A 24,943-nucleotide genomic window follows, 5' to 3' on the forward strand; every position below is an offset into this window, starting at 1 on the left:
GGGTCATGGTGTGATGGTGGGCTTCCAGCCAAGCCCGTGCCGGCGGAACGAGACAGGACCTGCCGGACCCTGGTCCAGTGGGCCATGCCTGGATCCGGCGGCCCGGCGTAGCGTTGAAAATATGGATTCCCGAGCCGAGATCAGCAGCTTCCTGACGTCCCGGCGCGCCCGCCTCAGCCCGGAGCAGGCCGGCGTCCCGTGCTACAGCGGCAGCCGCCGGGTTCCCGGCCTGCGCCGCGAAGAGGTCGCCCACCTCGCCGGGGTCAGCTCGGACTACTACGCGCGCCTGGAGCGGGGCAAGCTCGCGTTCAACCGGATCGGCCGGGCCTGCACTCGAAACACAACGTCGTCGCACTCCTGCATGCAGCGACCGCGCAGGACCCCTACGACACCGAGCTCGTCGAGGTCATCGGAACCCTGTCGACGCAGAGCGAGGAGTTCCGGGCCCTCTGGGCCTCCCACGACATCTTCCGGTACCGCTCCGGGGCGAAGCTGCTGACCCACTCGGAGCTCGGGGATCTCGAATTCGGCTACGAGTCCTTTGAGCTCGCCACCGATCCGGGCCTCGTGATGCTCGTCTTCACCGTCGAGCCGGGCTCCCCCACGGCTGAGGCCATGCGGCTGCTCGCCAGCTGGACCGCGCCCGAGTTGATCGACCGAGCAGGGACGCCCGCGAGCAGCTGAGCGGCGTCCGCCGTCAGTGGGTGGTGAAGCCGCCGTCCACGGGCAGCGCGGTGCCGACGACGAAGCTGGCCGCCGAGCTGCAGAGCCAGACGACGGCGGCGGCGACCTCCTCGGCCCGGCCGAGGCGGCCGATGGGCTGCTGCTTGATGATCTGGGCCATGGCCTCGGCCTGGCCTTCGAGCATGCCGGCGACCATGGGCGTTTCGACGACGCCCGGGCAGACGGCGTTGATGCGGATGCCCCGAGGTGCGTACTCGACGGCGGCGCTCTTCGCCCGATGACCCCAGGCTTGGAGGCGTGGTAGGCGGCGCGCTCCGGCAGGCCCACGAGACCGCCGAGGGAGGAGCAGTTCACGATCGCCCCGGCGACGTCGCAGGCGATGCCGATCGCGCCGTGCCCGGCGTCGACGAGCGATCGGGCGGCCTGCTCCACGGCGTCTGCGTTCCCCGATGTAGCGGGGAACTCCCGCCGCATACTCCTGATACGCCTGGCCGAACAGCTCCCTGAGCGTGGCCTCCTCGCGGAGGACCCCGGGATGCTCGACGAGCAGTGCCGCCGGCAGCGTCACGAGGCTCCAGGACGATCCCCTGTAGAGCCCCGCGCCCAGATGGACGAGCCACCATCCCACATACATGGGGTGCCTCGTGTAGGCGTACGGTCCGGTGGTGACCAGCTCGTCGGGGTGCTCGAGGTCGAAGGGGCCGCGGGAGCGCCGCCGTCGTTCGCTCATGGCCCACGCGATGAGGCCGCCTCCGAGCACCGCGAGCCCGGCACCCGCCGTCCTCAGGAGCGGCCGGGGACCTGGCATCGGCGCTGGCCGCAGCCGGCTCAGGAGCATCTCAACCGCCATGCCGACTGCCTGGTCGGCCGGCAGCGGGGTGTTGTCGTAGAGCTTCCTCAGCCGTGCGCCGAGTGTGGACCTCATCTGCGCCTCCACAACGGTGGCCTACCTTCAGACGAGTGTGCTCTTGGCAGGGAGCAGGTGTACAGAACCCAGACGGCGGCTCGTCCTGCTCGCTGACGCGTCCCTTCGTGCTCGTCATGGCCTTCGACACGGCGTCCCCGTGCCCGACACGCCGAGGATCGTGGCGGTTCGGGATCCATGACGAGCAGGAAGGGACGCCCAGCATCCCGGGCGCTGGGCCGGCTCACCTCGAGGCGGGGGTGAAGCCCCTGTAGGTGGCCGCCCGGATGATGACGCTCAGGATCACCAGGTCGTAGGCCACCCAGGCGACGTTGACGAGGGTGCCCGCGGGGGCGCCGAGGCCGGTGAACATGCGGATCAGCCCGGTCACCCCGGCCACGATGAGGGCCGCGATGGCGATCAGCTGGGGGCGGATCAGGAACCAGGGCGGCCCGCCGTCCTGCCTCGTCTTCGGGGTGACCGCGAAGCCGAGGCTCCGACCGAACAGGACGTTGCCGGCGGCGGTGACGCAGGCCTTGATCCACACCGGGAAGAGGGCCACGCTGTACTGCTGCCCCCGCCAGGTCCTCCTCCCCCGGGCAGCGACCCAGAACAGGATCTGGTTCACGACGAGGAACGGGACCAGCCGGGCGAAGAAGTCGACGCTGAACGCGGCCACCGGCATCACGCCGAAGCACAGGAACATGATCGGCGCGACGAGGTAGACGACGGCGGCGAAACCCGAGAGGTAGCTCCACATGGTCGCGAAGTACATGAGCCGCTGCCCGGCGCTGAGCCCCCTCTGCAGGAGCGGGTTCTCCCGCAGGAACACCTGCATGGTGCCCTGGGCGCAGCGGAGCCGCTGGGTGATCATGGTCCGGAGGTCCTCGGGGGCGAGGCCCTTCGCCAGGATCTCGTGGTGGTAGACGCTCTCCCACCCCTGGGTGTGCAGGCGCATGCAGGTGGCCATGTCCTCCGTGACGGAGTTCGTGGCCATCGGCATGACCGGGATAGCCTCGTCCGCGCGGTCGACGTCGAGGGCGCGGACCATCCTGCGGACGGACCGGATGGCGCCGATGGGCGACCAGTCCCGCCGGGACAGGCGGTCGACGACGTCGCTCGAGCCGAGCGCGTCGGCCGGGATGGTCTGCCCGGAGAGCCGCCCGATCTCGCCCAGGTCGGCCCGGATGGCGGCCAGGTCGGCGGTGACGACGCCGACCGGCGTGTCCCGGCGCAGCTCCCGGCGCGCCGTGCGCACGGCGAGGCGGACGTACGTACCATGATCCCTACCTGCATGAGCGCCTCGCGCCGGATGAGCGCGTTGGAGCCGCAGAAGAAGGCCGCGTTCCAGCCGTCCTTGCCCTGCTGGATGGGGCCGTAGAACAGCGGGGCCTGGCTGCCCAGGATGTCCGCGTCGTGGACGTTGTAGAACCACTGCGGGGTCTGGACGAGCGCGACCAACTCGTTCGTGAAGTGCCCGAGCATGCGGTCCAGGATGTCGGGGTCCGGGATCTGGTCCGCGTCCAGGATGAGGAGGAACTCGCCCTGGGTGGCGGCCAGGGCGTTGTTCAGGTTCCCGGCCTTGGCGTGCCGCGGCCGGTTCTCCCACTCCGGGGAGCGGGTGATGTAGCCGATGCCGGCGTCCTCGGCGGCCTGCTGCATCGCCGGCCGCGCGCCGTCGTCCAGCACCCACGTGTTGTGCGGGTACCGGATGCGGCGGGCGGCGAGCGCCGTCGTCATGACCAGGTCGATGGGCTCGTTGTACGTGGTGATGAAGACGTCCACGGTCAGGCCCTCGGGCGCGGCTGGGGGCGCGGGGCGCCTCCGCAGCCGCCACATGGTGACGCCGAAGAGGAAGCAGTCGATGAGGCTGTAGGTCTCGACCATGACCAGCGGCACGCTGATCCAGGCCGCCGACCAGTTCACCGAGAACAGCCAGCGCCAGACGATGTAGTTCACGCCGAGGATGATCGTCAGGGCCGCGAGGATGCGGACCACGGCCTGGTGGCTGACAATGCGTCCCATCGGGGCCTCCCCTCGGTTCGACGTGCCGCGCGCGCCGCCGCGCTCATGAGGCGGCGAGGTCGACGGCGGGCGCGGCACGGCGTGCATCCGGCTACGAGTTCCTGGCGGCCAGGGCGGCGGCCAGCGCGTTGGCGGAGCTCGTGGAGCTGTTGATCCGCCAGTCGACTTCCTTGTTGTGGTGGAACCACACGAAGCCGGTGACGTCGGGCTGGGCGTTGAGGTAGGCGACCAGGTCGGTGTTCCACGTGGCCTTCGACCCGCCGGCCTCGGCTGAGGCGGTCTCGGAGACGATGATCTGCTTGCCCGGGGCCAGGGACCGGAGCTCGCTCAGGCCCTGGGCGAAGAGCGCCGAGGGCGAGGTCCAGGCGCTCCAGGACTGGGAGGTGCCCCAGTTGTAGCCGTCGAGGGCGACGACGTCCACGTAGCCGGCGCCGGGGTAGAGGCCGGTCAGCGGGGTGGACCCCCAGTACGGGACGTTCGGCGCCCAGACCCACTGGACGTTGGTCGCGCCCGTGGAGGCGACGACGTCGTGCACATGCCGCCACGCGGCCACGTAGTCGCCGGGGCCGTTGCCGTTGGCGGCCTCGGCCCACGGATACCAGTTGCCGTTCATCTCGTGGGCGAACCGGAGCATCACAGGCTTGCCCCACGAGGCCAGGGCCGTGCCCCAGCTGCGGATGTAGGTGTCGAAGTCCCCGGCCGTGATGCGGTCGAGGGCGTAGGCGGGCTGGTTGGCGCCGTTCCCGCTCCACAGCCACGGCTCCCACGTAACCAGGCTCGTGGCGCCGCGGGCGTCGACGGCGTTGAGGTCCGCGATAGGGGCCGCCTGGCTGAAGTCCTTGTAGGACATCACGATCGAGGGGCTCTCGTTGACCATCGTGGCCACGGCGTCCAGCTCGGCCGAGGCAAGCGGGCCGCCCGGGGTGGAGACCCCGAACCGAAGGGCGTCGGCGCTCTTCGGCGGTAGCGAGGTGGCCGTGGCCGTCGCCGGGGCTTTCATGGCCGTGAAGGCTTCACCGGCAGCTGCGGCCTGCTGGCCGGCCCGGAGGGACGCCGGGCTGTAGGTCACGGCATACTCGGCCGACGCCAAGCGCTTCCCGGTCGCGGCGGTCACCGTGACCGTCGCCGCCGAGGTGGCGGGGATGGTCACGGCCGCGGTGAAGGCGCCGTCGGCGTCGGTGGTGATCGGGACGGCCAAGGATCCGGCCGTCACCGTTCCCCCTGCCTGCCTGGCGAACCCGGAGCCGGTCACGGTGAGCCATGCCCCGGCCGGCCCACTCGAGGCGCTCAGCGAGATGTCGGCCCGCCCCGCGGCCTCGGCCGGGAGGCTGATCCCGAACAGCACGGCCAAGCAGGACACAAGGCCGGCCACTGCCAGCCTGACTAAGCGATTCATGTGCACAGCACTCCCAGCGTCGATGGAATTCGAAGCCCCTTCTTATGGCGCTGGAGCACCGGCTCCCGACGCTGGAAGGGTCACCGGTACATCGTGCTGCACGGCAGGTCCGCAACGACGGAACTACGGCAGAACCTTGGCGAATCCTGTGAGGCGAGGACGCGTGATGTTGGACTCTGGCCAGCCTGGGTGGCCGAGACTAGCGTGGCCTGCGCGGACGCGTGCCTGAGCGAGGACATGGTGGCGGACCTGGTGAAGTGCATCCGCACGGATCTCGACTGCGCCGACATCTGCGCCACCACGGGGAACATCCTCTCCCGTCACACCGGATACGACGCCAAGCTCACCCGCGCCGCCCTGGAGGCCTGCCGCATCGCATGCAAGGCCTGCGCGGAGGAATGCGAACGCCACGCCGGCATGCACGAGCATTGCCGGATCTGCGCCGAAGTCTGCCGGCGCTGCGAAGCCGCCTGCGCCGATCTCCTGGCTTCCCTCTGACCCCGCTGACCGGCAGCGTCCAAGCCTTGGGCACGGTCTGGGGCCTCGTGCGCCACTCTTGGGTGCTGGCCAAGCTCGCGATCACGCTGCTGGCGGCCACGGTGCTCCTGATGTACATGCCCACATTTCCGCCGCCTCCCCGATCCTGCACGCCTCGGCGGCCCTGGCCGCCCTCCTGGTCACCCTGGGCTCTCCGTCTTCAGGCCCAGGGGACCGACAGGGCTCGGGGCCAAACGCTCCTAACCATGGGAGGCGTCGCGCCTGTCCGGCATCGGCGAGACCCCCATAGCAGCGTTCTGTACAGGATCGCGTGGATACATCGATCAATGTATTGTTGTGGCGTGGAGACGACGCTTGCCCCCGGATCAGTCGCGAAGGCCCCTGTCCTGGCCCGCTTCGGCTATGCCGTCTCGGACCCGACCCGAGCCCGGATTCTCCTGGCGCTGTCGGAGGGGCCGGGCTACCCGTCCGAGCTCGCCGAAGCCCTGGGCGTGTCGCGGCAGAGCATGTCCAACCACCTCACGTGCCTGCGGGGCTGCGGCCTCGTCGTGGCCGTTCCCGACGGGCGCAGGACCCGGTACGAACTGGCGGACGCCCGGCTGGGCCACGCCATCCGGGACCTCATCGGCGTCGTCCTGGCCGTCGACCCGGCCTGCTGCGCCTCGGACGGGAGGCGCCTGGGATGAGTTCCCTCCTGCAGGCCCCCTCCGCCGCCGAACGCCGGGCGGTCCTGGCCCGGCGCATCCGGCTGCTCGCGGCCGCGACCATCACGTACAACGTCGTCGAGGCCGTCGTTGCCCTGTGGGCCGGCGGCGTCGCCGACTCCTCCGCGCTGATCGGCTTCGGCCTGGACTCGGTGATCGAGGTCGCCTCGGCGCTGGCACTGTCCTGGCAGTTCGCCTCGAAGAACCCGGAGCGGCGCGAGCACCTGACGCTGCGGATCATCGCGCTCTCCTTCTTCGCGCTCGCCGCGTTCGTCGCGATCGACGCCGGCCGATCCCTCCTGGGCGCCGGGCAGGCCCAGCACTCCACACCAGGGATCGTGGTCGCCGCGCTGAGCCTCGCAGTCATGCCGGTGCTCTCGTGGGCCCAGCGCCGCGCCGGAAGGGAGCTCGGCTCGAAGACGGCGGTGGCGGACTCGAAGCAGACGCTCCTGTGCACGTACCTCTCCGCGGTGCTGCTCGTCGGGCTGGTCCTGAACAGCGCGCTGGGCTGGTGGTGGGCCGACGCCGGCGCCGCGCTCGTGATCGCCGGGATCGCCGTCCGCGAGGGCGTCAACGCCTGGCGGGGCGACGTGTGCTGCACTGTGCCGAGCACAGCGGCCGGCGAGGCTGAAGCGGACAGCTGCTGCGCGCCGTCGTCCGCCTCTGCCCCGGCGGCAACCGGCCTGCAGATCCTGCCCGCGCCCCGAGCTGGCGGGGAGGCCGACGGCGACTGATGGCAGGATGTGGCCATGTCGATCGATCGCACAGTCCTCTTTCGCCTGGCCACCAGCAAGGGATTCGAGCGGACCGTCAAGGCCGTGCCGCAGGGACAGCACGCGGCCTGGCGGGCGGCGTCGCGCTACGTTGCCGGCACCGAGGCGGCCGACGCCGTCCGCGCAGCCCGGCAGCTGCATGCACGCGGAATCGGCTGCAGCATCGACCAGTTCGGCGAGCAGGTGGCCGACCCGGCCGTCGCGGCCCGGGTCGCCGAGGACTACCGGCGGCTGGCCGGCGAGCTCGCCGAGCTGCCGGAGGACGTGTGGCTCTCGGTCGACCTCTCCCACTTGGGCCTCGACATCGACCCGGCGGCCTGCGCCGAGCACCTCGCGACGATCGCGCAGGCGCTGCCGGCGCACCGGCGCATCCAGGTCGGCGCCGAGGACCACGCGCGCGCCGACGCCGTGCTGGGATGCGTGCTCGACGTCGCGGGCAGGGGTCTGGCCGACCGGCTCGGCGCCACGGCGCAGGCGAACCTCCGCCGCACGCCCCGGGATGTCGATCGGCTCCTCGAGGCCGGCGTCCACATCCGGCTGGTCAAGGGCGCCTACGTCGAGTCGTCCGATCTGGCCCTGCCCTTCGGCGAGCCGACGGACATCGCCTACCTGCGCCTGGCGCACAGGATCTCCGCGGCGGAAGCGCCCTTCGCCCTCGCGACCCACGACGGCGTCCTCCGCGAGGCGATCCTGGGTGCGCTCGGCCCCGTGACGATCGAGCAGCTGCTCGGGGTCAGGCCGGAAGTCCTCGACGAGCTCACGGTCCGGGGGATCCAGGTGCGCGTGTACCTGCCCTTCGGCGACAACTGGTTCCGCTACTGGATGCGCCGCCTCGCCGAGTCCCGTGGAGTGTGAGCCGTCACAGACCCGTCTATTACGTCAGCTGGTTGTGAGGTAATTGAAAGCCCTGCTACGGTGCGTCAGGGGGGTTAGGTAAGGCTTACCAATCGAATTCGGCTGTTGAAGCGCCCAGCTTCGACGCCCACAACCCCAAGGCACTCGTATGGCAACACAGCATGTCCTCGCGGCCCGCCGGCTGCCCCGCACGGTCAATCGCCACCCGGAAATGGTCGACGTCGACGACTTCAAGGCGGCTTTCCGCAACCATCCGGCCGGCGTCGCCATCATCACCGCCCAGGGCGCGAGCGGCCCCGTGGGCCTGACGGCGAGCTCCGTCTTCTCCGTCTCCGCCAACCCGCCGATGGTGGCCTTCTCGCTGTCCGCGCACTCGTCCGCGGCCCCGGAGATCCGCGAGGCCGGGACGGTCGTCGTCCACCTGCTCGGGGCTGACCAGGTCGACCTCGCCACGACGTTCGCCACCGGCGGCATCGACCGCTTCGAGGACACCTCCACCTGGTCACGTCTGGTCACTGGAGAGCCCGTTCTGCCCAGGGCCAGTGCCTGGCTCCGGGGAGTCATCGTCAGCGAGATGACCGCCGGCGACTCCACCGTCGTCGCGGTGCAGGTGCTGCAGGTCAGCCGCCAATCCGCCGCGGACAGCCACACCGGGCAGGCCCGCCCGCTCGTCTACCACAACCGGGCCTGGCACTCGCTCAGCTCTGACTCACTGGTCGGCTAAGCGGCCGTCGCCCCTGCCGCAGGGGGCAGACCGGGGCCCTCAGCCCTCGGCGACGACCATCGCGGTGGCGATCCCGCCGTCGTGGCTCATGCTCAGGTGCCAGCGCTTCACGCCGCGGCCCTCCGCCACTGCCAGCACGGTGCCCTTGATCTGGAGCTCGGGGCCGGCGGGGCTCAAGCCGATCCAGCAGTCCTGCCAGTTCATCCCGGCCGGGGCGCCGAGGACCTTCGCGACGGCCTCCTTGGCCGCAAACCGGGCAGCCAGCGAGCGCGGGTGCAGCTCCCGCTCGGCGGGGACGAAGAGCCTGTCCCTCAGGCCGGGGGTGCGCTCGAGCTGACGCTCGAACCGTGCGATGTCCACGACGTCCACGCCGATGCCGATGATAGCCATGCGGCTACTCTAGCCGCGGGCTGTCCCCCGCCCGCGGGCGGCCGGCAGCGTGGCGGGGTCAGCCGCTGTAGGGCACCGTCAGCCACGCGACGGCCACCTCGCCCTCGCCCGAGCTCCAGGACGGGAAGACCCTGACCTTGGTCCAGCTCCTGACACCCTCTCCCCCTGTGACCGTCATGCGGTGGATCTGCGGCGACGGCGCCGAGAGCCCGTAGAACGCGAGCCAGGGCGAGCCGGCGTCGAGGGGGATGTCCGCCACGTAGGTGTGGGTGTCGCCGTTGAAGAGGTAGACGGGGCCATCGAAGGCCGCGGCCTCCGCGGCCAGGGCCTGCACGACGGGCTGGAACGCCGCCAAGCCCGGGTTCGGGGTCCCCGGCGGGAACATGTCCGCCTGGGTGAAGAGCAGCACCGACCTGTCCCCCTTCTCCCGGGCCTGCGCGAAGACCGCGCCGATCATCTGGACGGCAGCGGCCGTGCGGTCCACGACCTCGGCCGCCTGCTCCGGCGTCTGGGCCGTGAGGCCGAGGCCGGCCCAGGGGTCCGTGCCGTTGCCGGACCCCACGAGGTGGAGAGTGGCGAAGGACGTGCTGCTGAGGGAGAAGAGGACGTTCTCGGGCAGCCCGCGGCCGGCCTGCGACCTCTCGGCGAGCCGTCGAGCCAGTGGCGCACGGTCCTCGCCGAAGAAGATGCGCCTCACCGCCGACAGCCGCTCCAGCGGGTTGTACTCCCCCGCCTCGCGCCGATGGCAGCCCGTCCACTCGTTGTCGCCCGGGGTGTAGACAAGCGGGCGGGTGAAGTCCTCGAAGTACCCGCGGATAGTCTCGAAGTGCTCGTCCGTGCACGGGCTCTCGCTGTCCTTGATGTCCCCCAGATGGACCACGAAAGCCAGCCCCTCGTCCTGGTTGATGTCCCGGACCCTGCGCGGGAAGGCCGCTGTGTCCGCCGGGCCGTAGGGCACGTCGCCGATCACGGCGAAGGAGAAGGAGTCCACCGGCTCGTCGACGGGGACCGAGGACGACGGCGCGGCGCTGGGCGGCGGCGCGGGCTCGGCCGGGGCGCAGCCCGAGAGCCCCATGGCCGCAGCCACGACGAGAACGATTCCGCGTCCAGCGCAGGACATCGCGTCTCCTGATTGCCAGCCCCCTGGCCCTCCCCGTTGGCCCGCCCTCTGGCCTGGCAGGAGGTGAGCCTGCAATCAGGGTACGCCCGGGCGCCGCCGCGAGGAGGTCACAGATCGGTGGCCAGTGCAGCGGCCCGCTCGAGCGCGCCGGGCACGAGGGAGTAGTACGCCCACGTGCCGCGCTTCTCCCGGTGCAGGAGGCCAGCGTCAACCAGAACCTTCAGGTGGTGTGAGACGGTGGGCTGGCCGAGCTCCAGCGGCTCCGTCAGGTCGCACACACAGCACTCCCCCGACTCGCCGGCCTTGACCATGGAGAGCAGGCGCAGGCGGTTCGGGTCGGAGAGCGCCTTGAACACGAGCGCCCTCCGCGCGGCCTCCTCGGGCCCGATCCCCGCCCCCGCGGCCGGCGGGCAGCAGGACGTGTCCACGGCGGGGTCAAGTGCTTGCGCAGGGTTCATGCACCCCATTATGGGCATGCATCGAAGGACATCAATGTCCGGGGCCGGCCTCCGCGGGATGGGGGACGATGACGTCGTCCGCTGCGTGCCCCGCCGCCGGGAAGAGGACCAGGACCAGGCCAAGCCCGACGGCGGCGCCCACGAGCTGCGCGCCGACGAACCCGGGCGTGGAGCCGGGCGCGATGCCGGCGAAGGTGTCGCTGAACACGCGGCCGAACGTCACGGCCGGGTTCGCGAACGAGGTCGACGACGTGAACCAGTATGCGGCGCCAATGTAGGCGCCGACGGCCGGGGCGGCGAGCAGGCCACGGCTGGTGCGGGCCAGAGCGAAGACCAGCAGGATGAGCCCCGCGGTGGCGACGACCTCGCCGAGGAGGCGGCCCGGCGTCGCGCGCTCCTTGGTCGAGAGGGACGTGCCGACGTCGAACATCGCGTTCGCGAGGACGCTCCCGCCGACGGCGCCGGTGGCCTGTGCGGCGACGTAGGCCCCGAGCTCGGACAGGCTCAGACCCGCGCCGGCGCGCCGGCCGAGGATCCAGTCCGCGATCGAGACGACGGGGTTGAAGTGCGCCCCGCTGATCGGCCCGAGGACGAGGATGAGCACGGTCAGCCCGAAGACGGTGGCCATGCTGTTCTCGAGCAGCTGCAGGCCGACGTCGCCCGGGGAGAGCCGCTGGGCTGCGATGCCGGAGCCCACGACGACGGTCACGAGGAGGGCCGTGCCGAGGAATTCGGCGACGGCGCGGCGCCAGAGCGGCTGCTGGGAGGAACTCATGGGGACCAGCTTGACCCAGCAGAATTAGCTCAGTCAAACTTGAACCAATGGACATTGAGCAAACTCCGGAGTTCAGGGAGCGCGTCGCGAAGCACGCGGCCCTGGCCGACGCGGGCCGGCTCCGCATCGTCGACCTGCTGACGGCGGGTGACCTCTCGCCCACCGAGCTGCAGGCCGAGCTCGGGATGCCCTCGAACCTGCTCTCGCACCACCTGCGCACCCTCGAGGCCGCGGGCCTCGTCACGCGGCACCGGTCCGAGGGCGACCGGCGCCGCAGCTACCTCCGGCTCGCCGACGGCGCCCTGAGCGGACTGGTTCCCGGCATCGAGCACCGCGCCCGGCGCGTCCTCTTCGTGTGCACGGCCAACTCCGCGCGCTCGCAGCTCGCGGATGCGCTGTGGTCCCAGGCCAGCGCCGTCCCCTCGGCCTCGGCGGGCACGCACCCGGCCGAGCGGATCGCGCCGGGGGCGGCCGCCGTCGCCCGTCGCCACGGGCTCATCCTTGAGGCCTCACCACGCCGGCTCGACGAGGCGCTCGGGGACGGGGACTTCGTCGTGACCGTCTGCGACAGCGCGCACGAGGAGCTCGCCGGCCTCGGCCGCGTCCACTGGTCCGTGCCGGATCCCGTGCGCCGCGGGACGGACGAGGCGTTCGAGCACGCGTACGAGGACCTGTCCCGGCGCGTCTGCGACTTCGCGGGGAGGCTGTCCGCCGCGTGACACCGGCCTGCCTTGGACCACGGCACACATTGACATCCATCGATACACGCCCAATACTCCCTCCATCGACAACCATCAATGAACTGCAGCCCAGGAGAATCCACGTGAGAACCGAGACCGCCAAGAAGCCCTCCGTCCTGTTCGTCTGCGTGCACAACGCCGGGCGCTCCCAGATGGCGGCGGCGTTCCTCACGTCCCTCGCGCGGGGCGAGATCGAGGTCCGCTCGGCTGGATCGCAGCCCGCGGACAGGGTCAACCCGGCCGCCGTCGAGGCCATGGCGGAGCTCGGCATCGACATGTCCGCCGAAGTCCCGAAGGTCCTCACCACCGAGGCGGTCAAGGAGTCCGACGTCGTGATCACCATGGGCTGCGGCGACGAGTGCCCGTACTTCCCGGGCAAGCGCTACGAGGACTGGGTCCTCGAGGACCCGGCCGGCAAGGGCGTGGACTCCGTCCGGCCGATCCGGGACGAGATCCGCGGCCGGGTCGAGGTTCTCATCTCCGAGCTCCTGCCGGCCCGGCACCCGGACGCCCAGTAGGCCCGAGCCAGGGAAGGGGGTGAGCCACGTGAGGACAGGATGCTGCGGAGACAGCGGATGCTGTGACGACGAGGACTGCTGCTAGCCCCCTTCGCCAGGAACACAGAAACGACCCGAAGAGGACACTCCATGGATGAGAAGGCCACGCTTCCCGTTGTCGTGATCGGTGCGGGGCCAGTCGGGCTCGCGGCGGCCGCGCACCTGCTCGAACGCGGGCTCGAGCCCCTCGTCCTGGAAGCCGGTCCCGCCGCCGGGGCCGCCGTGTTCGAATGGCGCCACATCCGCCTCTTCTCCCCCTGGCGGTACAACCTGGACGCCGCCGCCGTCCGCCTGCTCGAGGCGTCCGGCTGGGAGGCGCCCAGGCCCACCGCCCTCCCCTATGGCGCCGAGCTCGTCGACCGCTACCTCGCTCCCCTCGCGAGCCTGCCGGAAATCGCCTCGCGGCTGCAGACGGGCTCCCGCGTCGTCGCCGTGACCCGGCAAGGTCTCGACAAGACCCACTCCCGTGACCGAGACGCCGCTCCCTTCAGCGTGCGCGTGCAGTACACGGACGGCACACTGCGGGACGTCGAGGCCGCGGCCGTTCTCGACGCCTCGGGCACGTGGGCCCACCGCAACCCGCTCGGGACTTCCGGCCTGCCAGCGGCGGGCGAGGCGGACGCCGTCGCACGGATCTCATCACCGCTGCCCGACGTCGTCGGCCGCGACCGGGCGCGCTTCGCCGGGCGCCGGGTCCTCGTGATCGGCGCCGGTCACTCCGCGGCGAACACGCTCGTCAGCCTCGCCGAGCTCGTCAGGGCCGAGCCGGGGACGTCCATCCTATGGGCCGTCCGGGGCATGTCCGCCGCGAAGGCCTACGGCGGGGGTGACGCCGACGGGCTGCCGGCGCGCGGCCAGCTCGGCTCACGCCTGCGCCGCCTCGTTGAGGCGGGCACCATCGAGCTGCACGCGGGCTTCGGCATCGGCTCGCTCAAGGCCCTCGACTCGGGCGTCGTCGTGGAGGCCGGCGACGGGCGCACCCTCGAGGCAGACGTCGTCGTCCCCTGCACCGGCTTCCGGCCGGACCTGGACATCCTGCGGGAGCTGCGCCTCGAGCTGGATCCCGCCGTCGAGGCGCCTCGCGGCCTCGGGCCTCTCATCGACCCCGAGTTCCACTCCTGCGGCACCGTGCCGCCGCACGGGGCGAGGCTGCTCGCGCACCCGGAGAAGGACTTCTACATCGTGGGCATGAAGTCCTACGGCCGCGCCCCCACGTTCCTCCTGGCCACCGGCTACGAGCAGGTCCGGTCCGTCGCCGCCGCCCTGGCCGGGGACCGCCAGGCCGCGAACACCGTCCAGCTCGAGCTCCCCGAGACCGGCGTCTGCTCCGCCGACGCCGACACGAGGCGCGACGCGCCGTCGTCCGTGGGCGCCCCAGCGGACACCGAATGCTGCACGGCCCCCGGGCCGCAGCTGATCGGCTTCCGCTCGGCCGGCGAGGAGCCGTCCACGCTCGGCGTCGAAGGCATGGAGCCCCGTAGCGTGTGACAGCGCCCCGGCTTTGGGAGAATGCCCCGACCCGCGGCGCGGGGCATTGCCCGAAACGAGGGGCATTTTCCAGCTCGCCGGAGCCCCCGGAGCGTCCGACGGCGTGGCCTCGCCTCCCACCCCCTGGCCCCTCCCCTGCCGCGCGCGCCGGGTCTACCTTGGGGCACATGAACGCACAGTCGCTGTGGGCGGCCCGCATCCTCGAGGACGGATTCGAGCGGGTCCGCGAGGGGGTTGGGCACGCCCTGCTGGGCATGGGCCCCGAGCACCTGCTCCACCGGCCCGGTCCCAAGGCGAACCCCATCGGCTGGCTCGTGTGGCACCTGACGCGCATCGAGGACGACCACTTCGCCTCGCTCGCCGCCGTCCTCGCCGGGGGCCGGCCACCTGCACGCGGCAACCACGAGATCCCGCCCGGCCAGGTGTGGCCCGCGTGGGAGGAGAGCTTCGGCCTCCCCTACGCTCCGGGCGCGACCGGCCTGGGGCACCGGCCCGAGGAGGTCGAGGCCTTCACGGTCGGCGACGCGGACCTGCTCCGCGGCTACCACGAGGCCGTCCACACCCGCGTCGTCGCGATCCTGCGAGACCTGCGCATCGAGGACTTCGGGAGGATTGTCGACCTCCGCTGGACCCCGCACATCACGGCGGCCGTCCGGCTCGTGAACGTGCTCAACGACACGACCCAGCACGTGGGCCAGGCCGCCTACGTCCGGGGCCTCCTCCGGGCCTGACTCATTCGGGTCGTGGTGCTAGCCGCGAGCGCGGGGTCCCCGCCTGCCTCGCATCAGGGCCCTCGTGATCCTCGGCTCGAACCAATAGACGACGAGAGTGATCGGGACCCAGGCCCAGCTGACCCACTCGGTCACGGCGTCGGCCGCCTCGTACCGCTCGCGGGCCATCCCGGCGTTCTCGGCCGCCACCTGCAGCGGCGGCCCGGCGATGATGCAGAGCGAGAGGGCAACCGTCCCCGCGAAGGCCCCGCGCACGAAAATGCCCTGCACGGTCGAGTCGCTGTCGAGGGGCCGATGGTAGGCCAGGAGGACCAGCAGGAAGGCGATGCCCAGGACCACCGAGAGGAACGTCCAGTCCCCGGGCTGGGCGAAGAAGGCGGCGCCAGCGGCGACAATGGCCGTCGTCAGGGCCCCGGCGTCTACCTTCACCGAGCCGGTGGCCTGAGGCTCAGCGGCTGCATCAGGCTGGTCGTCACCGTCCGACGTCGTCATCCTGCCATCGTGCGGGGGCGGGCGCGTTCTGTGAAGGGATCCGGCGTCCATCAGAAGCTTCTCAGCTTGGCGACCGCAGACGCCTCGCGGGCGATCCGGACGGCCACAAACGAATTCGCCGGATCGGTGCCGATCTCCGTCGCACCGACGGGCACCCGGCCGATCTCCCGGGCCTGCGGGTCGAGCAGGACAATCCAGAGCTCGGTGCCGGTCGTGCCGTGGAGGCCGACGCGGATTTCGCCGCGGATCTCTACCCCCTCGGGCATGTCCCGGACCCAGCGCTTCACGGCCTTCAGGAACAGCTTCAGTCTGAGCGCCTTGTCCTCGTCCTCATCGAAGGGGGCGTCGAGCTGGATGATCTCGGCGAACTGCTGCGCCTGGTGGAAGATGGGCATGCTCAGGACTCATCTCTTAGAAGCTCGAGGCCGTCCCCGACACCTGCGTCGTGCTCAGGGGGACTCCGGAGTCGTCCACCAGGCCCTGCGCCGGGGTGTACTTCGGCGTCGCCCCGGGCGGGATGGGCTGGGTCGGCTGGGTGATGTTCTTGCCGTTGGTCGCGTTGGCGCCCAGCGTCACCGTGAGGATGCCCGACGGCGTCAGGCTCACCTGCGAGGCCGCCGTCGAGTTGCCGTTGCCCTTGAAGATGAGGTTTCCGCCGTCGACGTAGTTGGCGTCGAGCGAGACCTCGCCGAGGACGAAGCTCGTCGTCCCGCAGGTTGCGCCGACCGTGAGCCGGTCGGGGAGGCTGCTCCCGCCCGAGACGCCTCCGTCGACGATCGTGACGGTCACGACGTTGGCACCGGAGAGGGTGTTGGTAACCGCGGAGTTCGTCCACGAGGCGCAGAAGGTCGAGGCGTTCATCCTGGAGGAGAACTCGATGACCACGCGGTCGCCCGTGTCGGCCTTCCCAGAGGTGCCGGAGACGTTCTGCAGCGTCACGTTGCTGACCCTGGCGCCAATGCGCCCGGACGCCGTGGCGAGGCCGCTGACGTTGCCCGCGGGATCGGTGGCCCGGGCCGTGAAGGTCACCGGACCCGTCGCGAAGGCGCTCAGGTTGTAGGTCACTGACCATACGCCGCCCGCGTCGGCGGTGACGGTCGAGGAGACGGTCCGCGTGGGGGCAGACGAGTCGGCCGCGGTCACCGTGACCGTGGCCCCGGCGTCGGACCTGCCGTCGATCCGCACGGCCTTGGCCTGCTCGGACGTGATGCCGATGCTTCCGTTGGCGAGCGTCGTGCCGGTGATTGAAGTGAACGTCGGCGTCGCCGAGACCGCGTCCTTGGTGCCCGTCCGGGACGCCGTCAGGCTCGCGTTGCCCGCGGCGTCGGTCGCCGTCGCCGTGTAGGTCAGCTGGCCCTCGTCCAGCCCCCCGAGGTTCAGACCCGAGGCGCTCCACAGGCCGCCGGCGTCGGCCGTGAGGTTCCGCGTCAGGATGTGGGCGGCGCCGGCATCGGCGATGCGCAGGGCCACGGCGGCGCCGGGCTCGGCCGTTCCGTTCACGCTCACGGACGAGACCGTTGCGCCCGTGACCAGGGCCGGCGCGCTGAGCGTCGGGGTCCCGGGCGGCGTGGCGTCCTTGCCGGCCGTGGCCGACGTCGCCAGGCTGGCGTTGCCGGCGGCATCCGTGGCGGTGGCCGAGAACGTCAGCGTTCCGTCGGCCAGGCCGCTCGCGTCGAGGGCCAGGGCCCACGACCCGGAGCCGTCCGCGATCGCCGATCGGGTCGACGTCGTCCCCGATCCGTCCCTGGCCGTCACCGTCACGGTGCTGCCGGCCTCGGCAGCGCCGGTGACCGGGACCGCCGCCGCGTTCGCGCCATTGACGACGGCGGGGACGGCGAGGGTGGGTGCGCCGGGGCGGGCGGTGTCGATCCTCACGGTGAGGGACTGGCTGGCCGAGGTGTTCCCGGCCCGGTCCGTCGCGGAGTACACGAGCGTGTGGCTGCCGTCGCCGCTGACGGTGACGTCCGCCGTCGTCCCCGGCACGGAGACTTGCTGGCCGCCGTCGAGGACGTAGGCGACGCTCGCGACGCCGGAGCCGCCCGCCTCGTCCTGCGCGACGAGCGTGACGATCACCGGGCTGGTGTTGTTGTAGCCCGCGGCGTTGGGGCCGGGCGAGACGGAGGCGACGGTCACCGTGGGCGCCGCGGCGTCGGTCACGGCCGCGGCGCTACGGGGCCCCTCGGCTCCCGTCCAGCGGCCCATCACAGGGGTCACCGTGTAGTACCACGTTCCTCCGGGCAGGCCCGCCTCCGTGCAGGAGAGCGCGCTGACGGTCCCGGCGCAGGCGCCCGTCGCGGGGATCCCCGTGCCGCCGGTGGCGGCGTCGTACCGGGTCAGGGCGTAGCCCGTGACAGCCCTGCCGCCGGCGGTGGTCGCGGCGTCCCACGACACGGCGACGTCGTGCCCGCTCGTCGCCACCGTCGGCCTGGCACCCTGGGGCAGCGTGTCGGCCGCCGCCACGGCGTCGCTCGTCCTCGAGCTGGCCTGCCAGAAGGCGAAGGCGCCGGCCCCCGGGCCGGTCAGCAGCACGGCGGCGGCCAGGACCGCCGCCGTCCGGCGGCCGATGGACGCGGCGCGGCGCGAGGGCGTGGGGGTTTCTGCGGCTGGCCGCGGATGGTCCTGGATCACTTGCGCACCTCGAGGGTCAGGGGGAGGCGGAAGACGGCGCCCTGGCAGCCAGGGTCCGAGCCGAGGTCCATGGCCGCGGCACCGGACAGGGTGACGGTCTGGGTCGCGTTCGCGGGGATGCTGACCTGGGGCGACAGCGGGGCTGTTGGCGCCTGGAACGAGACGCCCGTCGTAACGCACTGCGGGTGGGCGGCATCTGCGGTGGCGGCGCCGTCGGCCGTGACGCTGTAGAGCTGCACCTCGTAGGGATTCGGGTTGACGACCCGGACGACGACGTCGGCGCTGGTCCCCGGCGCGAGCAGGGACTGGCCGGAGGGCTGGACGCTCGCCTCCGTGGTGAGGACCTGGAGCTGGCCGGCGTCGGCGGAGCCGCCGCCGCTCCCGATGGTGCCCCAGAAGGCGTAGGCCGTGCCCGTGGCGCCGACGAGGAGGCCGGTCGCGATGGCGACGCGTGCGAGGCGGCGGGTTGCCGTGGACATGTCAGTTCCCCTGTCCCGAGCCGGAGTAGGACAAGCGAAGCACGGCTCCCTTGCAGCCGTCCTGGTTCGCCTGCGTGTCGAGCATCCGGACCGCGGGCCATTGGCCGGACGCCACCCCGAGGCCCGAGAGGGAGCTGCTGCCCGGTGCGACGCTGAGCGGGTACGGGCCCTGGTACTGGACGACGGCGTAGTCCCCGGCGCTGCAGGGCAGGCCGGCGGCGGCGGCGGCAGCGGTCCGCTCGACGCTTGCGATGGACACCGAGAGGTTGGTGACGGAGATGGGCCGCGTGTTCGGGTTCGAGAGGCTGAGGTCGATCGGGCGGGTCAGGCCCGGCGCGAGAGGGGCTGCGGTCTCCCCGGAGATGGTGAAGTCCCGAGCATTCGTGATGATCTCCAGCCGGACGCTCGCGTAGGCGTATTGGGTCTTGCCGGCGGCGTCCTTGCCTGAGCCGACGAGGTACAGCGTCGCGGTACTGGCCGTGGCCACGGGGCTGACAGTGATCTGGAGAGTGGCCGAGTCGCCGCCCGCCGGATTGGGGCTGAAGCTCCCGGTAACCCCCGAGGGGAGCCCGCTGAGGATGCTCAGCGAGATCGGGCCTGGCACCCCGGAGCGGGCGATGGCGAGGCTGTAGACGCCGGAGGACCCAGGCGCGAGGGCCAGGCTCGAGGGAGAGCTGGCCAGCGTGAAGGATCCCGAGACGGGGTAGTTGACCGTGAGCCCCGCGGTGGTTGAGGCGCTGGTTTTCCCCGAGGTCCCCTGCACTTTGATGCTGTAAGTGCCGACCGGGGATGTGCCCGACGTCGTCACCGTGAGGGTTGAGGAGGCTGAGCCGCCTGAGGCGAGACTGACTGATGGTGCAGCGAATGAGGAGGTGGACCCGGAGGGCAGCCCATCGGCCTTGAGCGCCACGGTCCCGGCGAATCCCGCGACGGAGGAGACGGTGACGGTGTAGCTCGCCGCGGAGCCTCGGACCACGGACTGGCTCGCGGGGCTGACCTGGACGGTGAAGGACGGCTTGGCCGTCGGGCCTGCGGCGAAGATCGATCCCGCCGGGATCAGCATCACGAGAGCCAGGATGAGCAGCCCCGGCAGGAGCAGCTTGGTGGCCGGACCGGCGGCGCGCCATGAGGCCCGGACCGAGCCTGTGAGACCGTGCACTGCTTCCACCCCTCCTGAAACGCGGAACTGCCTGCCGCATGGAGCCGGCGGGGGCCCCAGAAGCCCCCGCCGGCCGCCCGACTAGATGCTCCCGACGGTCACCGTGATCGTGGCGCCCTTGCAGGCGTCCTGGTTGACGTCAAGGTCCCTGAACGTCAGGGTGCCGGTGCCGACCGAGGTGCCGGTGCTCTTGGCGAGCACGCGGGAGTTGGAGGTGTTAGCGGTCACCGTGAACCAGGCGGGAAGGCAGCCGGCGTTGCTCGTGGTCACGGTGGCCGTCAGCGCGCCGACCTGAGTGCTCGAGTCGGTCGCGTTGTCGGCGGTGTAGGCAACCGACTTCGACGTGCCCGGCGCGATGCCGCCGTCGAACGTGGCGTGGAGAGTCACCGTGCCGCCGCCGTCGGACGCTGCCGCCGAGCCGCCGCCGGACCCGGTGGTGGTCCAGTAGGCGATGGCAGCGCCGCCGCCCAGTGCGAGCATGCCGGCGGTGGCAGCGGCGACGGCGATCTTCTTCTTGCTGGAGAGCTTGTTCATGGGATGTCCCCCTTGCTGGGTGAGGCCGCAGCTGTTCGCGGAAAGCCTCGGGCTGATGGAGTCCGGGCTTCGTGGAATCGCTGCCCGATGCCATTCGACTGTGTCAGAGCGCACAGGGCGGTTCCTACACTTGCGGCTACGCGTATCCCACGGAAACCGCGGCCGCAGACTACTTGGAAGCGGGGCCTCCGGATACTTGGAAGGGGGGCCTCCGGATACTTGCCCCTGACCAGACGGGCAGATGCCCCCCCGGACCCGTCAAGCGCGCGGGATGAGTACTCGGGTTGCTGCCCGCGTACTGCTGGCCCGCTTGTACCGCGAATTCGAGTACCTGATACGCATGACGTGAACAGGGCGGAGTGGGACATTGGGCGCAGGGTGGGAACCCTTGGCCTTCGGATTGAGGGCCGGAGAGGAGGGCGCCTCGCGCGCGGGGGCTCCGGGGCGTAGTGTCGTAGCACAGGAATGCTAGGAGCGCCCCGTGGCGGTTCTCGGCGGGCGTCGGCTCGCCCTCGTCATCTCGGTGATCGCGGCCCTGCTGCTCGCGGCCGCGGCGATCGCCGTCGCCGTCCTGCGCCCGAGCGGCCTCGAAGGCACGACGGCGCCGCCCACCACCAGCGCCCCCGCAACGACGGCCGGGCCGCTGGGCGGGAGCAGCCCATCGGTATCCGTCGCCCCGGGCGAGCCCAGCCCGACGGCGACGGATGAGCCGGGCGGCATCGTCCCCCCGCCGCCGGGGGCCAGGATCGAGCCGCCGGAGGAGCCGGCCGGCCCCGTCCAGGAGCCCGCGAACCCCTCGGAGCTCCCCGCGCCCGCTCCCCCGCCCCAGCCCGGCAGCCTGGTGCCGAGCCCGCAGCCGGTGCCGGCGCCGTCGAACGCCCTCCCCGACGCCCTGCGCGGGCTGGACATCGAGCGGATCCCGACCACCCGCCGGATTGCGGCCCTGACCTTCGACGCCGGCGCGGGCAGCGCGGGCCTCGCCCCGATCCTCGCGACCCTGCGCGCCGAGCAGGTCGCGGCCACGTTCTTCGTCACGGGCCAGTGGGCGCTGGGGAACCCCTCCGGGGTCGCAGAGATCGCCGCCGCCGGCCACCGGCTCGCCAACCACTCCATGACGCACGCGGCGTTCAGGGGCCTGAGCGATGCGCAGATCGCGAGCGAGCTCGTCCGGGCGCAGGCCGCGATCCTGGCCGGCGGCGCCGATCCGCGGCCGCTGTTCCGCTTCCCCTACGGCGATCGCGACGCGCGCACGATCGCCGCGGTCAACGCCAACGGGTACGCGGCGGTGCGCTGGACCGTGGACTCGCTCGGCTGGCAGGGGACGATGGGCGGCAGGCGCGGGCCCGGCTTCGTCGTCTCGCGGGTCATGGCCGCGCAGACGCCCGGGATGATCGTGCTCATGCACGTGGGCTCGCACCCCCAGGACGGCTCGACGCTCGACGCCGACGCCCTCCCCGCGCTCATCGCGCAGCTGCGCGCGGCCGGCTACAGCTTCGTGACGCTCGACGTCCTGCTCTGACGCCCCGTGCCTCTGACGTTTCCGCACATCAGGCGGGACAATGGGTACTACATCCCCGAGGAGGTGATTCAGATGCGACTGTTCCGCATCTGGAAGTCCCCCGCCACCGAGCGGCTGCACTGGTCCGGGGCGGCCACGCACGGCTCCGGACGCGACCCGGCGATGCCGAACCTCGCCGCGGCCCAGATCCCCGGCCCCGGCCCGGGTGCCGGCCGGCTGAAGGGCCGGGAGAGCTACTGGATCGAGGTGACCCGGGACCCGTACGAGAAGGAGGGCAAGGAGGTCCACCGCCACGGCCGGCACCGCAAGCCCTGACTAGCATGGGCCGGCCCGAGCATCCGAGCCGGCCCATCGCCGTCGTACCTCCCCGCGCCCGTCGTCGCGGGCAAGAAGGGGCTACTCCACTGTGACCGACTTGGCCAGGTTGCGCGGCTGGTCCACGTCGTAGCCCTTCGCGGAGGCGAGCTCGGCAGCGAAGATCTGCAGCGGGACCGTCGTCAGCAGCGGCATGAGCAGCACCGGAGTCTCCGGGACGTAGAAGACGTGCTCGGCGTACTCGCGCACGTCCTCGTCGCCCTCCTCCGCGATCACGAGCGTGCGCGCCCCGCGGGCCCGCACCTCCTGGATGTTGGAGACCACCTTGGAGTGCAGCGAGTTGCGCCCGCGCGGGGACGGCACGACGACGAACACGGGCTGCCCGTCGTCGATGAGCGCGATCGGGCCGTGCTTGAGCTCGCCCGCGGCGAAGCCCTCGGCGTGGATGTACGCGATCTCCTTGAGCTTGAGCGCGCCCTCGAGCGCGACCGGGAAGCCCACGTGGCGGCCCAGGAACAGGACCGACTTCTCGTCCTTCATGCTCCGGGCGAGCTCGCGCAGCGGGCCCGCGGAGTCGAGGATCTTCTGGATCTTCTGCGGGATCTTGGCGAGGTCCGCGAGGACGTCCTTGATCTGGCCCGAGAAGATGTTCCCGCGCAGCTGTGCCAAGTAGAGGCCCAGCAGGTACGCGGCGGTGATCTGGGCCAGGAACGCCTTGGTCGAGGCCACGGCGATCTCCGGGCCGGCGTGCGTGTAGAGCACGGCGTCCGACTCGCGCGGGATCGTGGACCCGTTCGTGTTGCAGATCGAGACCGTCTTGGCGCCCTGCTCGCGGGCGTACCGCACCGCCATGAGCGTGTCCATGGTCTCGCCGGACTGGCTGATCGAGACCACGAGGGTGTTCGAGTCGACGATCGGGTCGCGGTAGCGGAACTCGTGCGCGAGCTCGACCTCGGTCGGGATGCGGCACCAGTTCTCGATCGCGTACTTGGCCACGAGGCCCGCGTACGCGGCCGTGCCGCACGCGAGGACGATGATCTTGTCGACCCGCTTGAGCTCCTCCGGGTCGATGCGCAGCTCATCGAGCACGAGCCGGCCGGAGGCGTCGGAGCGGCCCAGCAGGGTGTCGTGCACGGCGGCCGGCTGGTCGTGGATCTCCTTCTCCATGAAGGAGGGGAAGCCGCCCTTCTCCGCGGAGGCCGCGTCCCACGAGACCTCGAACTCCTTGCCCTGGGCGGGCTTGCCGAAGAAGTCGGTGACCTCGAACGTCTCGGACGTGATCGTCACGATCTGGTCCTGGCCGAGCTCGACGGCACGGCGCGTGTGGTCGATGAAGCCCGAGACGTCGGAGCCGAGGAAGTTCTCGCCGTCCCCGAGTCCGACGACGAGCGGCGAGTTCCGCCGCGCGGCCACCACGACGCCGGGCTGCTCCGCGTGCACGGCCAGGAGCGTGAACGCGCCCTCGAGCCGCTGGCAGGCGAGCTGCATCGCCTTGGTGATGTCGCCGTCGGCCGCGCCGCGGTACATGTCGCCGATGAGCGCCGCGGCGACCTCAGTGTCCGTCTCGGAGAGGAACTGGACGCCCTTGGCCGTGAGCTCGGCCTTGAGGGAGGCGAAGTTCTCGATGATGCCGTTGTGGATGACGGCGAGCTTCCCGCCGTCGGCCAGGTGCGGGTGCGCGTTGGCATCCGTGGGGCCGCCGTGGGTGGCCCACCGGGTGTGGCCGATGCCCGTGATGCTCTCGGGGAGCGGGCGCTCCGAGAGCTCCTTCTCGAGGTTGGCGAGCTTGCCAGCCTTCTTGCGCGACTCGATCGAGCCGTCTACCACCACGGCCACCCCCGCGGAGTCATACCCGCGGTATTCGAGGCGGCGCAGTCCTTCGATCACAACGTCCAGGGCACTGTGGCTGGGGCGCGCCTCGGCGCGGCCAACGTAGCCGACGATTCCACACATGCCGTCCATCCTACCGGCGGGCAGGTTCCCGCCTTATTTCGCGTAGCGCACGCCACTTGGCAGAATCACCATGGTGAGTCTGCAGAGATCCGAGTTCGACGGCGATGGCGCAACGCCTTTCGTCGAACTCGACCGTGCCACGTGGGCCCGCCTCGCGGACCGTATGGAGCAGCCCCTCAACCAGGAGGACGTCGACCGCATCCGCGGCCTCGGCGACCCCCTCGACCTGCGCGAGGTCCGCGACGTCTACCTCCCGCTCTCGCGCCTCCTGAATCTCTACGTCGAGGCCTCCGAGCAGCTCCACTCCGCGACGAACACGTTCCTCGGCGAGCGCACCCAGCGCACGCCGTTCGTGATCGGCGTGGCCGGCTCCGTGGCCGTGGGCAAGTCCACGATCGCGCGTGTGCTGCGCGAGATGCTGCGCCGCTGGCCCTCGACGCCGGACGTGCAGCTCATCACGACCGACGGCTTCCTGCTCCCGCTCGCCGAGCTGACGCGGCGCGGCCTGCTCGAGCGCAAGGGCTTCCCCGAGTCCTACGACCGCCGCGGGCTCCTGCGCTTCGTCGCCGAGATCAAGTCCGGCGCGGAGGAGGTCCGCGCGCCTTGGTACTCGCACCTGACGTACGACATCGTTCCCGGGAAGGAGGTCGTGGTCCGGCGGCCGGACGTGCTCATCGTCGAGGGCCTCAACGTCCTCGCCCCCGCCCGCCCGCGGCACGACGGGACCACCGGCCTGGCCCTGAGCGACTTCTTCGACTTCTCCCTCTACGTCGACGCGAAGACGAGCTACATCGAGCAGTGGTACGTCGAGCGGTTCCTCAAGCTGCGCTCGGGCGCGTTCGCCCAGCCCGAGAGCTACTTCCACCGGTACGCCTCGCTCTCCGACGAGGAGGCCGTCAGGACCGCGCGCAGCATCTGGAAGCGGATCAACGAGCCGAACCTCATCCAGAACGTGCTCCCCACCCGGGGACGGGCGCAGCTCGTGCTCACCAAGGACGGGGACCACTCGATCCGGCGCATGCTCTTGAGAAAGGTGTGAGCC

26 protein-coding genes and 1 pseudogene are annotated in these 24,943 nt (G+C 71.4%); 13 read left to right on the forward strand and 14 right to left on the reverse strand.

Annotated features, from left to right (window positions below):
• Positions 1–198 precede the first annotated feature (198 nt).
• Positions 199–684 carry an MmyB family transcriptional regulator gene (locus tag ACUYMY_RS13085; protein WP_481703976.1) on the forward strand — a complete coding sequence of 162 codons (486 nt, stop codon included), beginning with the start codon at positions 199–201 and terminating at the stop codon, positions 682–684.
• Between the two features lie 13 nt (positions 685–697).
• Here the strand turns inward: ACUYMY_RS13085 and ACUYMY_RS13090 are convergent, their stop codons facing one another.
• From ACUYMY_RS13090 to ACUYMY_RS13100, 3 genes and pseudogenes are all read right to left on the reverse strand, one after another.
• Positions 698–1,609 (reverse strand): methyltransferase family protein, encoded by a 912-nt coding sequence (locus tag ACUYMY_RS13090; protein ID WP_481703977.1) that lies wholly within the window; start codon positions 1,607–1,609, stop codon positions 698–700.
• Between the two features lie 223 nt (positions 1,610–1,832).
• Positions 1,833–3,613: pseudogene (locus ACUYMY_RS13095) on the reverse strand (glycosyltransferase).
• 91 nt (positions 3,614–3,704) lie between these two features.
• Positions 3,705–4,958, reverse strand: coding sequence for a glycoside hydrolase family 26 protein (locus tag ACUYMY_RS13100; RefSeq protein ID WP_481703978.1), 1,254 nt, complete (start codon positions 4,956–4,958; stop codon positions 3,705–3,707).
• A 144-nt stretch (positions 4,959–5,102) separates the two neighbouring features.
• Here ACUYMY_RS13100 and ACUYMY_RS13105 point away from each other — a divergent pair, with 144 nt between their 5' ends.
• The 5 genes from ACUYMY_RS13105 (at position 5,103) to ACUYMY_RS13125 (ending at position 8,563) form a co-directional block, all read left to right on the forward strand.
• The gene (locus tag ACUYMY_RS13105) at positions 5,103–5,507 is read left to right on the forward strand and encodes a four-helix bundle copper-binding protein (protein WP_481703979.1); all 405 of its coding nucleotides are present in this window, start codon (positions 5,103–5,105) and stop codon (positions 5,505–5,507) included.
• 326 nt (positions 5,508–5,833) lie between these two features.
• The gene (locus ACUYMY_RS13110) at positions 5,834–6,193 is read left to right on the forward strand and encodes an ArsR/SmtB family transcription factor (protein ID WP_481703980.1); all 360 of its coding nucleotides are present in this window, start codon (positions 5,834–5,836) and stop codon (positions 6,191–6,193) included.
• Positions 6,190–6,945 carry a cation diffusion facilitator family transporter gene (locus ACUYMY_RS13115; RefSeq protein ID WP_481703981.1) on the forward strand — a complete coding sequence of 252 codons (756 nt, stop codon included), beginning with the start codon at positions 6,190–6,192 and terminating at the stop codon, positions 6,943–6,945. The genes ACUYMY_RS13110 and ACUYMY_RS13115 overlap by 4 nt, the downstream gene beginning before the upstream one ends.
• 15 nt (positions 6,946–6,960) lie before the next feature.
• On the forward strand, positions 6,961–7,839 hold the full coding sequence (locus tag ACUYMY_RS13120) for a proline dehydrogenase family protein (RefSeq protein ID WP_481703982.1): 879 nt from the start codon (positions 6,961–6,963) through the stop codon (positions 7,837–7,839).
• 148 nt (positions 7,840–7,987) lie between these two features.
• Complete coding sequence (locus ACUYMY_RS13125; protein WP_481703983.1) at positions 7,988–8,563, forward strand: flavin reductase family protein; 576 nt, start codon at positions 7,988–7,990, stop codon at positions 8,561–8,563.
• A gap of 39 nt (positions 8,564–8,602) precedes the next feature.
• On the opposite strand, the gene ACUYMY_RS13130 is transcribed toward ACUYMY_RS13125, so the two are convergent.
• From ACUYMY_RS13130 to ACUYMY_RS13145, 4 genes are all read right to left on the reverse strand, one after another.
• Positions 8,603–8,953, reverse strand: a complete 351-nt coding sequence (locus ACUYMY_RS13130; protein ID WP_481703984.1) for a holo-ACP synthase — start codon at positions 8,951–8,953, stop codon at positions 8,603–8,605.
• Positions 8,954–9,011: 58 nt separating this feature from the next.
• On the reverse strand, positions 9,012–10,073 hold the full coding sequence (locus ACUYMY_RS13135; protein ID WP_481703985.1) for a metallophosphoesterase: 1,062 nt from the start codon (positions 10,071–10,073) through the stop codon (positions 9,012–9,014).
• A gap of 107 nt (positions 10,074–10,180) precedes the next feature.
• Positions 10,181–10,531 carry an ArsR/SmtB family transcription factor gene (locus ACUYMY_RS13140; RefSeq protein WP_481703986.1) on the reverse strand — a complete coding sequence of 117 codons (351 nt, stop codon included), beginning with the start codon at positions 10,529–10,531 and terminating at the stop codon, positions 10,181–10,183.
• A gap of 31 nt (positions 10,532–10,562) precedes the next feature.
• Positions 10,563–11,306: an aquaporin gene (locus ACUYMY_RS13145; protein ID WP_481703987.1), complete on the reverse strand. Its 744-nt coding sequence runs from the start codon at positions 11,304–11,306 to the stop codon at positions 10,563–10,565.
• Between the two features lie 47 nt (positions 11,307–11,353).
• Here ACUYMY_RS13145 and ACUYMY_RS13150 point away from each other — a divergent pair, with 47 nt between their 5' ends.
• The 4 genes from ACUYMY_RS13150 to ACUYMY_RS13165 all read left to right on the forward strand — a co-directional run bounded on the left by ACUYMY_RS13150 (position 11,354) and on the right by ACUYMY_RS13165 (position 14,822).
• Positions 11,354–12,025: a metalloregulator ArsR/SmtB family transcription factor gene (locus ACUYMY_RS13150; protein WP_481703988.1), complete on the forward strand. Its 672-nt coding sequence runs from the start codon at positions 11,354–11,356 to the stop codon at positions 12,023–12,025.
• 104 nt (positions 12,026–12,129) lie between these two features.
• Positions 12,130–12,564 carry an arsenate reductase ArsC gene (locus ACUYMY_RS13155; RefSeq protein ID WP_481703989.1) on the forward strand — a complete coding sequence of 145 codons (435 nt, stop codon included), beginning with the start codon at positions 12,130–12,132 and terminating at the stop codon, positions 12,562–12,564.
• A gap of 129 nt (positions 12,565–12,693) precedes the next feature.
• Positions 12,694–14,091, forward strand: a complete 1,398-nt coding sequence (locus ACUYMY_RS13160) for an FAD-dependent oxidoreductase (RefSeq protein WP_481703990.1) — start codon at positions 12,694–12,696, stop codon at positions 14,089–14,091.
• A 167-nt stretch (positions 14,092–14,258) separates the two neighbouring features.
• On the forward strand, positions 14,259–14,822 hold the full coding sequence (locus ACUYMY_RS13165) for a mycothiol transferase (RefSeq protein WP_481703991.1): 564 nt from the start codon (positions 14,259–14,261) through the stop codon (positions 14,820–14,822).
• Between the two features lie 18 nt (positions 14,823–14,840).
• Here ACUYMY_RS13165 and ACUYMY_RS13170 read toward each other — a convergent pair whose 3' ends face one another.
• The 6 genes from ACUYMY_RS13170 to ACUYMY_RS13195 form a co-directional block, all read right to left on the reverse strand.
• The gene (locus tag ACUYMY_RS13170; protein WP_481703992.1) at positions 14,841–15,314 is read right to left on the reverse strand and encodes a hypothetical protein; all 474 of its coding nucleotides are present in this window, start codon (positions 15,312–15,314) and stop codon (positions 14,841–14,843) included.
• A gap of 50 nt (positions 15,315–15,364) precedes the next feature.
• Complete coding sequence (locus tag ACUYMY_RS13175) at positions 15,365–15,709, reverse strand: hypothetical protein (RefSeq protein WP_481703993.1); 345 nt, start codon at positions 15,707–15,709, stop codon at positions 15,365–15,367.
• 16 nt (positions 15,710–15,725) lie between these two features.
• Complete coding sequence (locus tag ACUYMY_RS13180) at positions 15,726–17,942, reverse strand: beta strand repeat-containing protein (RefSeq protein ID WP_481703994.1); 2,217 nt, start codon at positions 17,940–17,942, stop codon at positions 15,726–15,728.
• Positions 17,939–18,421, reverse strand: coding sequence for a hypothetical protein (locus ACUYMY_RS13185; protein WP_481703995.1), 483 nt, complete (start codon positions 18,419–18,421; stop codon positions 17,939–17,941). The genes ACUYMY_RS13180 and ACUYMY_RS13185 overlap by 4 nt, the downstream gene beginning before the upstream one ends.
• 1 nt (position 18,422) lies before the next feature.
• Positions 18,423–19,589, reverse strand: a complete 1,167-nt coding sequence (locus ACUYMY_RS13190; protein WP_481703996.1) for a COG1470 family protein — start codon at positions 19,587–19,589, stop codon at positions 18,423–18,425.
• A 72-nt stretch (positions 19,590–19,661) separates the two neighbouring features.
• Complete coding sequence (locus ACUYMY_RS13195) at positions 19,662–20,114, reverse strand: hypothetical protein (protein WP_481703997.1); 453 nt, start codon at positions 20,112–20,114, stop codon at positions 19,662–19,664.
• 481 nt (positions 20,115–20,595) lie between these two features.
• Between ACUYMY_RS13195 and ACUYMY_RS13200 the strand changes: the two genes are divergently transcribed.
• Both ACUYMY_RS13200 and ACUYMY_RS13205 read left to right on the forward strand, forming a co-directional pair.
• A complete protein-coding gene (locus ACUYMY_RS13200; protein ID WP_481703998.1) occupies positions 20,596–21,633 on the forward strand; it encodes a polysaccharide deacetylase family protein in 1,038 nt (345 codons plus the stop codon).
• A 72-nt stretch (positions 21,634–21,705) separates the two neighbouring features.
• The gene (locus ACUYMY_RS13205; RefSeq protein WP_481703999.1) at positions 21,706–21,948 is read left to right on the forward strand and encodes a hypothetical protein; all 243 of its coding nucleotides are present in this window, start codon (positions 21,706–21,708) and stop codon (positions 21,946–21,948) included.
• A gap of 81 nt (positions 21,949–22,029) precedes the next feature.
• On the opposite strand, the gene glmS is transcribed toward ACUYMY_RS13205, so the two are convergent.
• The gene (gene glmS / locus ACUYMY_RS13210; protein ID WP_481704000.1) at positions 22,030–23,901 is read right to left on the reverse strand and encodes a glutamine--fructose-6-phosphate transaminase (isomerizing); all 1,872 of its coding nucleotides are present in this window, start codon (positions 23,899–23,901) and stop codon (positions 22,030–22,032) included.
• A gap of 70 nt (positions 23,902–23,971) precedes the next feature.
• Here glmS and coaA point away from each other — a divergent pair, with 70 nt between their 5' ends.
• Positions 23,972–24,940 (forward strand): type I pantothenate kinase, encoded by a 969-nt coding sequence (gene coaA, locus ACUYMY_RS13215; protein WP_481704001.1) that lies wholly within the window; start codon positions 23,972–23,974, stop codon positions 24,938–24,940.
• Positions 24,941–24,943 lie beyond the last annotated feature (3 nt).

This window comes from Sinomonas sp. T428B, from assembly GCF_056780155.1.

Bases quoted from the DNA above. Each gene is read 5' to 3' on its own strand.
- ACUYMY_RS13115 (WP_481703981.1), top strand. From the start codon at position 6,190: ATGAGTTCCCTCCTGCAGGCCCCCTCCGCCGCCGAACGCCGGGCGGTC.
- ACUYMY_RS13150 (WP_481703988.1), top strand. From the start codon at position 11,354: ATGGACATTGAGCAAACTCCGGAGTTCAGGGAGCGCGTCGCGAAGCAC.
- ACUYMY_RS13135 (WP_481703985.1), bottom strand. From the start codon at position 10,073: ATGTCCTGCGCTGGACGCGGAATCGTTCTCGTCGTGGCTGCGGCCATG.
- ACUYMY_RS13110 (WP_481703980.1), top strand. From the start codon at position 5,834: ATGTATTGTTGTGGCGTGGAGACGACGCTTGCCCCCGGATCAGTCGCG.
- ACUYMY_RS13195 (WP_481703997.1), bottom strand. From the start codon at position 20,114: ATGAACAAGCTCTCCAGCAAGAAGAAGATCGCCGTCGCCGCTGCCACC.
- coaA (WP_481704001.1), top strand. From the start codon at position 23,972: ATGGTGAGTCTGCAGAGATCCGAGTTCGACGGCGATGGCGCAACGCCT.
- ACUYMY_RS13160 (WP_481703990.1), top strand. From the start codon at position 12,694: ATGGATGAGAAGGCCACGCTTCCCGTTGTCGTGATCGGTGCGGGGCCA.
- glmS (WP_481704000.1), bottom strand. From the start codon at position 23,901: ATGTGTGGAATCGTCGGCTACGTTGGCCGCGCCGAGGCGCGCCCCAGC.
- ACUYMY_RS13090 (WP_481703977.1), bottom strand. From the start codon at position 1,609: ATGAGGTCCACACTCGGCGCACGGCTGAGGAAGCTCTACGACAACACC.
- ACUYMY_RS13145 (WP_481703987.1), bottom strand. From the start codon at position 11,306: ATGAGTTCCTCCCAGCAGCCGCTCTGGCGCCGCGCCGTCGCCGAATTC.
- ACUYMY_RS13170 (WP_481703992.1), bottom strand. From the start codon at position 15,314: ATGACGACGTCGGACGGTGACGACCAGCCTGATGCAGCCGCTGAGCCT.
- ACUYMY_RS13165 (WP_481703991.1), top strand. From the start codon at position 14,259: ATGAACGCACAGTCGCTGTGGGCGGCCCGCATCCTCGAGGACGGATTC.
- ACUYMY_RS13205 (WP_481703999.1), top strand. From the start codon at position 21,706: ATGCGACTGTTCCGCATCTGGAAGTCCCCCGCCACCGAGCGGCTGCAC.
- ACUYMY_RS13130 (WP_481703984.1), bottom strand. From the start codon at position 8,953: ATGGCTATCATCGGCATCGGCGTGGACGTCGTGGACATCGCACGGTTC.
- ACUYMY_RS13140 (WP_481703986.1), bottom strand. From the start codon at position 10,531: ATGAACCCTGCGCAAGCACTTGACCCCGCCGTGGACACGTCCTGCTGC.
- ACUYMY_RS13125 (WP_481703983.1), top strand. From the start codon at position 7,988: ATGGCAACACAGCATGTCCTCGCGGCCCGCCGGCTGCCCCGCACGGTC.
- ACUYMY_RS13175 (WP_481703993.1), bottom strand. From the start codon at position 15,709: ATGCCCATCTTCCACCAGGCGCAGCAGTTCGCCGAGATCATCCAGCTC.
- ACUYMY_RS13120 (WP_481703982.1), top strand. From the start codon at position 6,961: ATGTCGATCGATCGCACAGTCCTCTTTCGCCTGGCCACCAGCAAGGGA.
- ACUYMY_RS13185 (WP_481703995.1), bottom strand. From the start codon at position 18,421: ATGTCCACGGCAACCCGCCGCCTCGCACGCGTCGCCATCGCGACCGGC.